Origin of the sequence: Vulcanococcus limneticus LL (assembly GCF_943369875.1) — a bacterium.
GTDB lineage: Bacteria > Cyanobacteriota > Cyanobacteriia > PCC-6307 > Cyanobiaceae > Vulcanococcus > Vulcanococcus limneticus_A.
The window spans coordinates 1-12,422 of record NZ_CALROT020000002.1; the positions used below are offsets into that span (position 1 = coordinate 1).

11 protein-coding genes are annotated in these 12,422 nt (G+C 73.6%); 5 read left to right on the forward strand and 6 right to left on the reverse strand.

What is annotated here, in order from left to right:
* On the reverse strand, positions 1–338 hold a 338-nt coding region (locus tag ACLV7J_RS02650), incomplete at its 3' end, for a sigma-70 factor domain-containing protein (RefSeq protein WP_411867590.1).
* 158 nt (positions 339–496) lie between these two features.
* Here ACLV7J_RS02650 and ACLV7J_RS02655 point away from each other — a divergent pair.
* Both ACLV7J_RS02655 and ACLV7J_RS02660 read left to right on the forward strand, forming a co-directional pair.
* Complete coding sequence (locus tag ACLV7J_RS02655; RefSeq protein WP_411867591.1) at positions 497–1,249, forward strand: pseudouridine synthase; 753 nt, start codon at positions 497–499, stop codon at positions 1,247–1,249.
* On the forward strand, positions 1,249–2,223 hold the full coding sequence (locus tag ACLV7J_RS02660; protein WP_411867592.1) for a helix-turn-helix domain-containing protein: 975 nt from the start codon (positions 1,249–1,251) through the stop codon (positions 2,221–2,223). The genes ACLV7J_RS02655 and ACLV7J_RS02660 overlap by 1 nt, the downstream gene beginning before the upstream one ends.
* On the opposite strand, the gene malQ is transcribed toward ACLV7J_RS02660, so the two are convergent.
* Positions 2,211–3,791: a 4-alpha-glucanotransferase gene (gene malQ, locus ACLV7J_RS02665; protein WP_411867593.1), complete on the reverse strand. Its 1,581-nt coding sequence runs from the start codon at positions 3,789–3,791 to the stop codon at positions 2,211–2,213. The two genes, ACLV7J_RS02660 and malQ, sit on opposite strands and share 13 nt — an antisense overlap.
* Complete coding sequence (locus ACLV7J_RS02670; RefSeq protein WP_411867884.1) at positions 3,788–4,978, reverse strand: Coenzyme F420 hydrogenase/dehydrogenase, beta subunit C-terminal domain; 1,191 nt, start codon at positions 4,976–4,978, stop codon at positions 3,788–3,790. Before ACLV7J_RS02670 ends, malQ begins: the two co-directional genes overlap by 4 nt.
* Positions 4,979–5,282: 304 nt before the next feature.
* Between ACLV7J_RS02670 and ACLV7J_RS02675 the strand changes: the two genes are divergently transcribed.
* Positions 5,283–6,176, forward strand: a complete 894-nt coding sequence (locus ACLV7J_RS02675; RefSeq protein WP_411867594.1) for an LCP family protein — start codon at positions 5,283–5,285, stop codon at positions 6,174–6,176.
* A gap of 40 nt (positions 6,177–6,216) precedes the next feature.
* Here ACLV7J_RS02675 and ACLV7J_RS02680 read toward each other — a convergent pair whose 3' ends face one another.
* Positions 6,217–6,756 (reverse strand): hypothetical protein, encoded by a 540-nt coding sequence (locus ACLV7J_RS02680; protein ID WP_411867595.1) that lies wholly within the window; start codon positions 6,754–6,756, stop codon positions 6,217–6,219.
* A gap of 69 nt (positions 6,757–6,825) precedes the next feature.
* Between ACLV7J_RS02680 and ACLV7J_RS02685 the strand changes: the two genes are divergently transcribed.
* Complete coding sequence (locus tag ACLV7J_RS02685; RefSeq protein WP_411867596.1) at positions 6,826–7,821, forward strand: ribose-phosphate pyrophosphokinase; 996 nt, start codon at positions 6,826–6,828, stop codon at positions 7,819–7,821.
* Positions 7,822–7,883: 62 nt separating this feature from the next.
* Positions 7,884–9,047, forward strand: coding sequence for a glycoside hydrolase family 10 protein (locus tag ACLV7J_RS02690; RefSeq protein WP_411867885.1), 1,164 nt, complete (start codon positions 7,884–7,886; stop codon positions 9,045–9,047).
* A 43-nt stretch (positions 9,048–9,090) separates the two neighbouring features.
* Here ACLV7J_RS02690 and pepN read toward each other — a convergent pair whose 3' ends face one another.
* Both pepN and ACLV7J_RS02700 read right to left on the reverse strand, forming a co-directional pair.
* Positions 9,091–11,808 (reverse strand): aminopeptidase N, encoded by a 2,718-nt coding sequence (gene pepN / locus ACLV7J_RS02695; RefSeq protein WP_411867597.1) that lies wholly within the window; start codon positions 11,806–11,808, stop codon positions 9,091–9,093.
* A 27-nt stretch (positions 11,809–11,835) separates the two neighbouring features.
* Positions 11,836–12,321: a glycine zipper 2TM domain-containing protein gene (locus ACLV7J_RS02700; protein ID WP_411867598.1), complete on the reverse strand. Its 486-nt coding sequence runs from the start codon at positions 12,319–12,321 to the stop codon at positions 11,836–11,838.
* Positions 12,322–12,422 lie beyond the last annotated feature (101 nt).

A 12,422-nucleotide genomic window follows, 5' to 3' on the forward strand; every position in this document is an offset into this window, starting at 1 on the left:
TTCTTCGCCACGCTCACCACCAGCCGCAGGTTCGCCGCCACCATCCGCTCCTTCGCCCGGCGGCCGCCCTTCAGGCGCTTGCGCAGCTGCACCACCGTCAGACCCGCCGCCTCAGCCAGCTGCTCCTCACTGGGCGCCTGCCCACCAGCGCGCAGGGTCAGCTCCTGCTCCTGCTCCTCCAGCGCCATCAGCTCCTGCACCTGGCGGCCCAGGGTGATCTCCTGCTCGTGGCTTAGCAGCGGCACGCGGCCGATGTCACGCAGGTAGGAGCGCACCAGGTCGCTGCCCGCGCCCACGGGGGTGGCGGCATCAATGCGGACGACGGGAAGGGAGGGCATGGTGCCGCGGAGTTACGAAACCAACTTGTTTCGCAAACCTATCACCGTTCTTCGGGGGTCCCGCTCAGGGGCCGAGGTGGGGACATCCGATCCCCCCAGCCCCTGGCGCCGGGGTGGGTGCTGTGATGGAACGGCCGCTGCCCCAGGCCCCTGACGCCATGGCCACCGAGCCCCCAGCGGGCGAGCCCCGCCCAGGGGAGCGCCTCCAGAAACTGCTGGCCGCCGCTGGAATCTGCTCCAGGCGGCGGGCCGAGGAGCTGCTGCGGGCCGGCCGGGTGAGCGTGAACGGCCAGCGCGCCGGCCTGGGCGATCGCGCCGTGCCGGAGCGCGACCGGGTGTGCGTGGACGGCCAGCCGATCGCGGCCGCGCCGCCGGCCGTGCTGCTGCTCAACAAGCCCGCCGGCGTGGTGAGCAGCTGCCACGACCCCGAAGGCCGCCCCACGGTGCTGGATCTGCTGCCGCCCGAGCTGGCCCGCGGCCAGGGCCTGCACCCGGTGGGACGCCTGGATGCCGAGAGCCGCGGCGCCCTGCTGCTCAGCAACGACGGCGCCCTCACCCTGCGGCTCACCCACCCCCGCTACGAGCACCGCAAGACCTACCGGGTGTGGGTGGGCGGTGACCCCAGCGCCGAGACCCTGGCCCAGTGGCGCCGCGGCGTGCCCCTGGACGGCCAGCCCAGCCAGCCGGTGCAGGTGCGGCGCCTGGGCAGCGAGCGGGGCCACACCCTGCTGGAGCTGGTGATGCGGGAGGGGCGCAACCGCCAGATCCGCCGCACCGCGGAGCTGCTCGGCCACCGGGTGCGGGACCTGCAGCGCATCGCCGTCGGGCCGATCGCCCTGGGGGAGCTGCCCGAGGGCCGCTGGCGGCGGGTCGAACCCCAAGAATGGGGCGACCAGGACCCCCTGCCTTGATGGCACCGCCCGCCCCGAGCTCCCGCCTGAGCGCGCGCCTGTGGCGCTGGCTGCGGCGCGATGCCGGCCCCGGCGGAGGAGCCGCGGCGACGGCGGCCTCAGGCACGGGCAGCGAGGATCCGCTGCTGCAGGCGGGCCGGCTGATCCGCCAGCAGCGGGAGGCCCGCGGCCTCAACCTGCGCGAGCTGGCCCTGGAGACCCGCATCAGCACGCCCGTGCTGGAGGCCCTGGAGCGGGGCTGGCGCGACCGCCTGCCGGAGGGCACCTACCTGCGCACGATGCTCCCCCTGATCGAGCAGCACCTGGAGCTGCCCGCCGGCAGCCTCGGGGGAGCGCTGCCGCCCGGACCCGCCGATGGCGGCGGCCCCGGACAACGGCGGGGCCGCCTGCTGCTGCGCTTCACGCCCGGCTCGATCGATGTCTTCACGACCTGGCAGGGCACCCTCCTCTATGGCGCCATCACCCTGGGGCTGATCTACGGCGTGAACCTGCAGCAGCAGCGGCTGGCGGCCGCCAACCTGCTGAGCGTGCGGCCGATCGCCCCCCTCTCCCCCCGCGACCAGCTGCGGCCGCCGGATCCCGGCAGCACCCTGCTCAAGGCCTACCCCGACCTGCGCCCCCTGCAGCGGGCCGGCGCCGGCATCGCCCTGACGACGCTGCAGCGGGTCGAGGCCGGCGCCGCGGCCCGCAGCCAGGGCGTGCTGGCCCTGCAGCTCAGCCAGCCCAGCCGGGTGCAGCTGCGCAGCGACGGCGGCCAGCGCAGCGACCTGCAGGGGGCCAGCGGCGAGCTGGTGCTGCAGCTGCAGGCCCCGCTGCAGCTGGAGATCGAGCCCGCCCCGGCCGGCGGCGCCGTGAGCTGGAACGGCCAGCCCCTGGCGCCCCTGCCCCAGCAACCGGGCCGCTTCCAGCTGCCCCAGGCGGCCGCCAAAGTCAAGCCGAGCCCCCAGTCCCAGGAACCGGCTCAGCGGCCGTAGCGCCGGGCCTGCTCGCCCAGGCCCCGCAGCGGTCCCTCCAGATCCGCCACGGAGCCCTGCAGCCGCCACTGCCAGTTGCCGCTGCTGGTGCCGGGGGTGTTGAAGCGGGCCTCATCGCCCAGGTGGAGCAGGTCCTGCAGGGGCACCACGGCCAGGTCGGCCCGGGAGGCCAGGGCCAGCTCCAGCAGCTGCCAGCCGGGCGCGTGCACCGGCCCGCCCACACAGGCCTCGACGCGGCGGCGCTCCTCCTCGCCCAGGCCGTTCCACCAGCCGATGCAGGTGGCGTTGTCGTGGGTGCCGGTGTACACGACCCAATGGCTGCCGGCGTAGTTGGCCGGCAGGTAGGCGTTATCGGGGTTGCCGTCGAAGGCGAACTGCAGGATCTTCATGCCCGGCAGGCCGTGACGATCCCGCAGCGCCTCCACCTCTGGGGTGATCACGCCGAGGTCCTCGGCGATCAGGGGCACGTCGGCGCCCCCCACGGCGCGGCGGTGCAGGTGGCGCCGCAGCCGCCGCAGCAGGGCCTCGCCCGGGGAGGGATGCCAGCGGCCCTCGATGGCCGTGTCGGCCTCGCCCGCCACCCACCAGGCGGCCTCCAGGGCGCGGAAGTGGTCGATGCGCAGCAGATCCACCAGCTCCAGCTGGCGCTCCAGGCGCCGCAGCCACCAGCGAAAGCCCGTGAGCCGGTGCAGCAGCCAGCGGTACACCGGCGTGCCCCAGAGCTGGCCGGTGGCGGCGAAGTAGTCCGGGGGCACACCGCTCTGGGTCACCAGGGAGCCGTCGCGGCGCACCGAGAACAGGCGGCGGTGGCTCCAGACATCGGCGCTGTCGTGGGCGACGTAGAAGGGCACATCCCCCACCAGCTGCACGCCGAGGCGGTGGGCCAAGTCCTGCAGCCGCTGCCACTGGCGCTGCAGCTGCCACTGCAGCAGGGCCTCCTGGAGCAGGGCCGCGGCCTGCTCGCCATCGAGGGCGCGCAGGGCCCGGCGGGAGCGGTGCGCCAGGGGCGCGGGCCATTGCCACCAGGGCGCCTGGCCGTGCAGCCGCTTCAGCACCACGAAGCGGCAGTGGTCCTGCAGCCAGGGGCCCTGGGCCTGGCTCCAGGCCTCGAAGTCGGCCCGCTGGGCCGCACTCCAGCTGGCCTGGCGGCTGGCCAGCAGGGCGGCGAGGGCCTCGGCCCGCTGGGGCGCCAGCTCCAGATCGAGCTGGTCCCGGCGGCCCTCGGGCAGCTGCTGCAGATCCCCGGCCTGCAGCAGGCCATCGCGCACCAGCTGCTCGGCGTCCAGAAACCAGGGGTTGAGGGCGAAGGCGCTGGGGGAGCTGTAGGGCGAGCCGGTGGCATCGGTGGGGGCCAGGGGCAGCAGCTGCCACACCTGGATGCCCTTTGCGGCCAGGGCCTCGATCCAGCGCTCAGCCTCCAGGCCGAAGCTGCCGCAGGCGGGGCTGCCGGGCAGGGCGGTGGGGTGGAGCAGAACGCCGCAGCGGCGCGCGCCGGGCGTGGACGCGGGTTCCGGCCCGGGGGCGGAATCGGGACGCGGTTGATCGCCGCTCAGCCGATCGCCGCTCATCGGGCCGGCAGCTTGTAGCGGCCGATGATTTTCTGGGCAAACGCCGGGATGTGCTCCGCCACCTTCTCGGGGTGATGGCGCCGCAGCCAGAGGGCGTTGCGGGTGAAGTGGGAGTCGATCGAGAAGCGCCCGTATTCCAGGCCCTTGGGGCCGAAGCGCTCCACGACGAAGCCGATCAGGTTGGCCAGCCACAGGGGCAGTTTCAGGGCCTTGTCGTAGGCCTCGATGCCCTGCTGCACCGCCGCCTGGCGGTTGCCCTGGCTGGTGACCGGTGCCACGTCGAGCTCCGCCTCCACCAGATCCAGCAGCACCTGGCCCTTCGGGTTGCGCACGGTGAGCCATTGGCGCCCGAACGTCGCGCCCATGTAGCCGACCACCAGATCAGCGCCGGCATTGGTGTAGTCGAAGCAGCTCAGGCAGCTGGGGGCGAACACGTCCTTGAGCTTCGGGGTGTCGAGCCCGAAGAAGGGAACGGTCTCCTCACGGCCGTCGCTGTGGCGGAAGTGGATGCGGAAGTCCTGCATGAACTCGTAGTGCACCACCGTGTCAGGCGAACTCACCGTGCTCTCGAGGAAGGTCTGCAGCCCCTGGCGGCTCACGTTGTCGACGCAGGGGAGGCCCAGCACGTAGAGCTCATCGAGCGGCAGGGTGGGCTGCACCGCGCGCAGGGCCTGGATCTGGCAGCCCACGCCGATGGCCAGCAGCCGCCGGATGCCGCTGCCCGGCAACTGCTCCAGCACCTCCAGATTGGGCGAGAGGGTGGGCTTGTTCACCCGCGCCGCGAGCACCTCCTCCGGCGTGCGGGCCAGCACGGGCACGGGGGTGAAGCGGTCGTCGGGGCTCTGGCCCACGCACAGCACCGCATCCACCAGGCCCGTCTCGAGGGCGCGCACCCCCAGGCGGCTGACGATCCCCGTCCACTGGGCGCCGCCGATCGGCTGCCGCAGGCGGGCGGTGACCATGCGCTGGTGCACGCCGAAGTAGAGCTCGTCCTCGTTGTCGAGGTCGCGGCTGCGGCCGTGGGCCGCCCCCTCCATGGCCTCGAAGCGCTGGTTCAGGAAGGCGCAGCTGTCCTTCACATAGGCCACCCAGCGGCTGTCACAGAGACCGCACTGGCTGCAGAGGTCCTTGGCCGGATAGACGCTGCCCTTGGCCAGGGGCCGGGCCCGCTCGTGGGGCAGCGCCACTGGATGGCTCGCGGACGCAGGGCTGCCGGCCGCGGGGCTGCCGGCGGGGGCGGGAGTGCTGGCGCCGGACGCGCGGTTGCTGGGGGCGGAAGTCAAGGGGTCGGGCCGGCGGGCGCATCCGGAGGCCCCACGCTATCGGCCCGGACAGCACGGCCGGCTGGCTGCGTCAGAGTGGGCCCCTGTTGTGTGTGCCGGCCCCATGGCCCCCAGACGGGAGTCCGCCCCCAGGCGCCCCGAGGCCAGGTCCCCCCGGGGTCCTCAGCCCCGCCCCGCCCGATCCGGCGCCACGAAGCGGCGCGCCGCCGTGCGGCTGCTCGCGGCCGGCCTGGGCGTGGCGGCCGGCGTCGGCCTGCTGGGACTGGTCTGGCCCCCGGCCGATCGGAGCCTGCAGGACGACGCCCCCACGACCGCGGCGGCCCTGGCCGATCCCCCCAGCCGGCCGATCACGGTGCTGCTGATCGGCTCCGATGCGGACCGCCGCGGCGCCGTGCGCAACGGGGCCGCTCCCCCCGGCCCGGCCAACAGCGACGCCCTGCTGCTGGTGCGGATCGATCCCAAGGGCGGCCTGCAGGTGCTGAACCTGCCGATCGAGCTGGCGGTGTCCCTGCCGGGCGACAAGAAGCCGGTGGCCCTCGGCAGCCTCTACCGCCGCGGCGGCCCGGCCCTGGTGGCGGATGCCGCGGCCGAGCTGGTAGGCCTGCCCAAGGGCCAGCCCGACCGCTACCTGGTGCTGCCCCGCGCCGGCCTGCGGGAGCTGGTGGATGGCCTGGGCCGGGTGGAACTGGCCCCGGATCGCACCATGCGCTACCGCGACAAGGCCCAGAACCTGACCATCGACATCCAGGGGGGCCTGCAGCTGCTGGATGGCCGGCAGCTGGAGCAGGTGCTGCGCTACCGCGACGGCGAGCGCGGCGAGGCCGGCCGGCGCGATCGCCAGCAGACGGCGATCGAGAGCGTGCTGCAGCAGATGGGCCAGAGCCAGCAGCTGCTGCGGCTGCCGGAACTGGTGGGTCGCCTGCAGAACCAGGTGGACACCAACCTCACCCAGAGCGAGGCCCTCAGCCTGCTGGCGGCGAGCCTGCAGCCGGGCCAGAAGCCCCGCTTCCGCAGCCTCCCCCTCAGCGCCACCGCCGACGCCAAACAGCCCCTGCGGGAGCTGGCCCCGGAGGCTGCCGATCGGCCCTGGCCCGAGGGCTGAACCCGGGCCCGCCGGGGCCCGTCAGCGGCCCAGGCCGGCCTCAGGCCTCCGCCAGCTCCCGCCAGCGCCGCCGCAGGGTCTCGGCCAGCGCCACGGTGGGCTCGTCCGACGCCACGCCCGGCTCCTCCCCGCTGCCCCCAGGCTCCTCCAGGGGCAGCCAGCCCAGCCAGGGCAGGCCGTCGCCACGGCGGGCGGCGCCATCCCAGGGGCCGCCCAGCTGCACCAGCCCCAGCAGCGGCACGCCGGCCGCCGCCAGCAGGGCCCGATAGGCCGCAGCCAGACCCGCCAGCCCCCCCGCGGGCACCAGCAGCAGGGTGGGCTGACGCCAGGCCCCCAGGGCCTCGGCCCAGCTGCCGGCCGGCCCCAGCCAGGCGCCGGGATCAAGGGCCAGGGGCACCAGGGCGCCGGCCCCCTCCGCCAGGGCGGCCAACACCGCGGCCGGATCGCGGGCGGGATCGGCCACGGCGGCCTGCAGGGGCAGAGCCAGGGCGGCGGCCAGGGCGGCGGCGGCCGGGGGCGTCACCCCGCCGGGGGCCGTGAGCACCAGGAGCGGAGCACGGCGGCGGGGCGAAGGATTCATGGTTGTTTGCACTGCCTGGACCAGGCGGCTTCTACCATCGGGGTTCAAGAGATCACGCCAGCGCCCGCCGTGACCAGTTTTCTGACCGCTGAACGGGTCGAGCAGGCTGGCGTCGCCCACGACACGCGGCGATTACGGCTGTTCAGCGGCACCTCCAACCAGGCCCTGGCCCGGGAGATCGGTGCCTACCTGGGCGTTCCCGACGGCCCGCGGGTGATCAAGCGCTTCGCCGACGGCGAGCTCTACATCCAGATCCAGGAATCGATCCGCGGCTGCGACGTGTTCCTGATCCAGCCCACCTGCGCTCCGGTGAACGATCACCTGATGGAGCTGCTGATCATGGTGGACGCCTGCAAGCGGGCCTCGGCCCGGCAGATCACCGCCGTGATCCCCTACTACGGCTACGCCCGCGCCGACCGCAAGACGGCGGGGCGCGAGTCGATCACGGCCAAGCTGGTGGCCAACCTGCTGGCCAAGGGCGGGGTGGACCGGGTGCTGGCCATGGACCTGCACTCCGCCCAGATCCAGGGCTACTTCGACATCCCCTGCGACCACATCTACGGCTCCCCCGTGCTGGTGGATTACCTCCGCACCCGCGACCTGGGCGAGGTGGTGGTGGTGTCGCCGGACGTGGGCGGCGTGGCCCGGGCCCGGGCCTTCGCCAAGCAGATGAACGATGCGCCCCTGGCGATCATCGACAAGCGCCGCTCGGGCCACAACGTGGCCGAGAGCCTCACCGTGATCGGCGACGTGGCCGGCAAGACGGCGATCCTGATCGACGACATGATCGACACCGGAGGCACCATCTGCGCCGGGGCCCGGCTGTTGCGGGAGCGCGGCGCCACCCGCGTGCTGGCCTGTGCCACCCACGCCGTGTTCTCGCCGCCGGCGGTGGAGCGGCTGTCGGAGCCGGGGCTGTTCGCGGAGGTGATCGTCACCAACAGCATCCCCCTCAGCGACCAGCGCTGCTTCCCCCAGCTGCAGGTGCTCTCGGTGGCCAACATGCTCGGTGAGGCGATCTGGCGCATCCACGAGGAGAGCTCGGTGAGCTCGATGTTCCGCTGACCTCCCCAGACCGGCTGATCTCCCCGAATCGGCTGGCCGGGCCCCTGCCGCGGCGGGTGCGGCTGAAGCGGGCCCTGCCGGCCCTGGTCACCACCCTGCTCACGGCCGGCCTGCAGCTGTTCGGCGCCCTGGAGGCCCGTTCGGCGCCCCTGCGGGTGGGCGTGTGGCTCACCAACAGCCCCAGCCCCCTCTACTACGAGCCCGCGCGCATCGATCGGGCCATGGCCGAGCTGGCCGAGGCCGGCTTCAACACGGTGTATCCCAACGTCTGGAGCCGGGGCACCACCTTCCACCGCAGCCGCTGGGCGCCGATGGAGCCGGCCCTGGCCGAGCGCAACCCCAACCTCGATCCGATCTGCCGGATCAGCAGCGCCGCCCGTCGCCGCGGGCTCAAGGTGATCCCCTGGTTTGAGTACGGCCTGATGGAGCCGGCCGGGGCCGCCGTGGTGCGCGCCAACCCGGAGTGGGTGCTGCAGAAGGCCGATGGCAGCAGCACCGTGACCCTGCACGATCACCCGATGGTGTGGCTGAACCCGGCCCACCCGGGGGTGCGCCAGCGCTTCATCGGCCTGATCGGCGAGATCGTGCAGCGCTGCGGCGTGGACGGCATCCAGCTCGACGACCACTTCGCCTGGCCGGTGGAGCTGGGCTACGACCCCTACACCCGCGCCCTCTACCGCCGGGAGACCGGCCGCGAGCCCCCCGCCAACCACACCGACCGGGCCTGGATGACCTGGCGGCGCCACCAGCTCACGGGCCTGCTGCGCGAACTGCGCGAGACCCTCAAGGCCAAGGGCAGCGGCAGCCCCTACGTGAGCCTCTCGCCCGGACCTTTTCGCTTCGCCTACAACCACTGGCTGCAGGACTGGGAGATCTGGGCCCTCGGCGGCCTGATCGAGGAGCTGATCGTGCAGAACTACGCCTATTCGGTGGCGGGCTACGCCAAGGACCTCAACCAGCCCGCCCTGATCAAGGCCCGCCGCTGGGGCATCCCCGTGGAGATCGGCCTGCTGGCCGGATTCGGCGGTCGCACCACGCCGATGCCGGTGCTGGCCAAGAAGGCGCAGCTGGCCGCCGAACGGGGCCACGGCGTGATCTATTTCTACTGGGAAGGGCTGTGGGGCCAGTTCGCCGGGCCGGAGGGGGGGCCGGCCCGGCGGGCCGCCTTCCGCCAGCTGCACGAGGCGAGCTTCCCGGACCCCTACCCGCGCCGCGGCCGGCCCTGAGGCCGCCGACGGCCTCGGGGCTCGGCCTCAGATGGGCCGCACCTCAGGCCTGGCCCAGGCACTGCCCCACCACCTCGGCGGTGTTGGCCGAGAGCGGGGCCGACGCCAGCTGCTCCAGGGCCTCCCGCATGCGGGCGCCGCGCTCGGGGCCATAGCTCTGCCAGCGGCTGAACACCTTGGCGAAGCGCGAGGCGGTGATCGGATTGCGGCCGTCCACCAGGGCGATCTGCTCGGCCATGAAGCGGTACCCGCTGCCATCGGCGGCATGGAACACCGGCACGTTGCCGGCCAGGCCCCCCAGCACCGCCCGCAGCGAGTTGGGGGCCGCCGGGTCGAAGCGGGGGTGCTCCAGCAGACCCTGCACCCGGGCCAGGCCATCGCCGAAGGGGGCCGAGGCCTCCAGGGCGAACCAGGCATCGAGGATCACAGGCCGCTCCTGCCAGCGGCCGTAGAACGCCGCCACGGCCTCGGCCCGCTCCGGGGTGTCGTGGCACTGCAGGGCCCGCAGGCCGGCGCGGGCCAGGGTCATCGAGGGGCCCGTCACCGCCGCCGCGGCCTCGGCCCGCACCGCCCCATCGCCGGCGGCGGCCCGCCAGGCCCAGATGGTGCCGGTGAGCAGGCGCTCGCCGTTGCCCTGGGGCCAGGTGAGGCCCCATTGGGGCCGGCAGCGGGCCAGGGCCGTGCCCAGGGGCTGCTCCAGGGCGGCGCCGAAGCGGGCCTGCAGGGCCAGGAGCGCCGCAAACAGGGCCGGCGGATCCGGCTCGGCCTGGGCCTCCTCCAGCTCGGGCAGCCCCGGCAGCGCCAGCAGCAGGGCGCGGTTGGCATCGCCGAGGGAGCCGTCCGCCAGGATCCGCTCGAAGGCCGCGATCAGGCCCTCCTCCAGCGCCTCGTCGGGCCGGCCGGCGGCCCGCTCCAGCACCGCCTGGCGCAGCAGGGTCTGGCCGGCATCCCAGCGGGCGAAGGGATCGGTGTCCCAGGCCAGCAGGTGCAGCAGCTCGGCGCTGGAGCGCTCGACCTGCAGCCGCACCGGGGCCGAGAAGCCGCGCAACAGCGACAGGGCCGGCGGGTGGCTGTGGGGCTCCAGCCCCTCCAGGCGCAGGTGCTGCTCCGGGCGGTCGATCACCAGCAGGCGGCTGGCCTGGCCCCAGCTGGGATCCAGGCTCGCGGCCGCGGCCTGGGCCTGGGCCGGGGTCTCACCGGCCAGCCGCAGCGGCAGGGGGTCGCCGCCCTGGTCCACCAGCCCCAGGGCCAGGGGAATCACCAGGGGCTGATTGTGGGGCTGGCCCGGCGTGGGTGGGGTGCTCTGGCGGATCGTGAGCTCGAGCACGCCGGCCTCGCCATCCCAGCGGCGCTCCACCTGCAGCAGGGGGGTGCCGGCCTGGACGTACCAGCGGCGGAACTGGGCAAAGTCGAAGCGGGGGCGGGCGACAGCAGCGCGGTCTTCGGCGGCCCAGGCCTCGGTGGCGGCATCCTCCATGGCCTGCACGAAGTCCGCGCAGGTGGCGGCGGTGCCGTCGTGGCGTTCCACGTAGAGGGCCATGCCGCGCTGGAAGCTGGCCTCGCCCAGCAGGGTGTGCAGGCAACGGATCACCTCCGCGCCCTTCTCGTAGATCGTGGTGGTGTAGAAGTTGTCGATCGCCTGGTAGTGATCCGGCTGGATCGGATGGGCCGTGGGACCAGCATCCTCACGGAACTGGGTGTTGCGCAGCAGCGACACATCCTCGATCCGCTTCACCGCCGGTGCATGCAGATCGGCCGTGAAGCAGGCGTCACGGAACACGGTGAGGCCCTCCTTGAGGGAGAGCTGGAACCAGTCGCGGCAGGTGATGCGGTTGCCGGTCCAGTTGTGGAAATACTCGTGGGCGATCACGCTCTCGATCCGCTCCAGCTCACCGTCGGTGGCGGTGGTGGCATCGGCGAGCACCAGCTTGGAGTTGAAGATGTTGAGGCTCTTGTTCTCCATTGCGCCCATGTTGAAATGGCGCACCGCCACGATGTTGAACTCATCGAGGTCGTACTCGAGGCCATACACGCGCTCATCCCAGGCCATCGACCGCTTCAGGGAGGCCATGGCGTGGGCCGTGTAGGGCAGATCCCCGGGCTCCACGTGGATGCGCAGGGCCACCTGGCGGCCGCTGGCGGTGACGAACTGGTCCGTGGTCTCCTCCAGCCGTCCGGCCACCAGGGCAAAGAGATAGGAGGGCTTGGGGAAGGGGTCGTCCCAGACGGCGTAGTGGCGGCCGGGATCGCCCGCCAGCGGGCCGGCCTCGAGGCAGTTGCCGTTGGAGAGCAGCACCGGACAGCTCTGCCGATCCGCCTCGATCCGCACCTGGAAGCGGCTGAGCAGATCCGGGCGGTCGGGGTGGAAGGTGATGCGGCGGAAGCCCTCGGCCTCGCACTGGCTGGTGAACATGCCACCGCTCACGTAGAGCCCCTCGAGGGTGGTGTTGGTCTCAGGGTGGATACGCACCCGGCTCTCCAGCCGGAAGGGGCGCGGGGGCGGATCGAGCAGCAGCAGCCTGCCGGGCTCGAGGCGGTAGGCCGCAGCCGCCAGGGGTTCCCCGTCGAGGCGGAGCTCCAGCAGCTCCAGCTCCTCGCCGCGCAGCTCCAGCGGTTCGGCGTCACCGGCCGCCGCCGGATTGGGAGTGAAGGCCAGGGTGGCCTCCACCAGCGTGTGGTCCGCAAACAGCTGGAACCGCAGGTCGGTGCACTCCAGCAGGAACGGCGCCGGGCGGTAATCGGCAAGGCGGACGGTGCTCATCGGGCGGGACTCAGGGGGCGGGAGGGATCACCAGGGCACAGGACCGCGGCCGGCGGAGACATTGCAGCCCACCTGGGTCCCCAGCAGGGCGCCGAGGGGCACGGCCCAGGCCCGCCCATCCTGGCGGGACATGGCGTAGCCGAGGCCGCCACCGACGATGCCGCCCACCAGGCGGCCGGTCTGGCAGCGCTGGGCGATCTGCTCGGCGGTGAGCAGGGGCGTGGGCGCGCCGTAGGGCACGGCCGAGACGGGGGGCGGGGACTGGATGCCGTCGGTGTAGGTGTCGCCGTAGGCCCAGGGGTTCTGGGGGCGGGCGTAGGGGTCCACGCCCACCGGCCGGGGTGCGGGGGCCCAGCCGTAGCGATCGCCCCAGGCCATGGCGGGCAGGGGCACGAGGGTGGCGGCGGCGGCCAGGGCCGCGCCGCCGGCACTCGCCAGGGCCAGCAGGGCCCGGCGCGGCGAGCGGAGCCGGGAGCTGGCGGCGGACGGGGTGGTGGAGATGGCGGTCGCCATGGGAGTGGAGGGTGTGAGGACATCCCCCGAAGGGGCTGCACCCAGACAAGCCAGCAGCTGCGACCGAATCCCAACTGGCCCGCGGCCCAGATACGACCAAC

What these genes read in the sequence shown, in the direction of transcription:
- ACLV7J_RS02680 (WP_411867595.1), bottom strand. Translation starts at nt 6,756, where the DNA reads ATGAATCCTTCGCCCCGCCGCCGTGCTCCGCTCCTGGTGCTCACGGCC.
- ACLV7J_RS02655 (WP_411867591.1), top strand. Translation starts at nt 497, where the DNA reads ATGGCCACCGAGCCCCCAGCGGGCGAGCCCCGCCCAGGGGAGCGCCTC.
- pepN (WP_411867597.1), bottom strand. Translation starts at nt 11,808, where the DNA reads ATGAGCACCGTCCGCCTTGCCGATTACCGCCCGGCGCCGTTCCTGCTG.
- ACLV7J_RS02700 (WP_411867598.1), bottom strand. Translation starts at nt 12,321, where the DNA reads ATGGCGACCGCCATCTCCACCACCCCGTCCGCCGCCAGCTCCCGGCTC.
- ACLV7J_RS02660 (WP_411867592.1), top strand. Translation starts at nt 1,249, where the DNA reads ATGGCACCGCCCGCCCCGAGCTCCCGCCTGAGCGCGCGCCTGTGGCGC.
- malQ (WP_411867593.1), bottom strand. Translation starts at nt 3,791, where the DNA reads ATGAGCGGCGATCGGCTGAGCGGCGATCAACCGCGTCCCGATTCCGCC.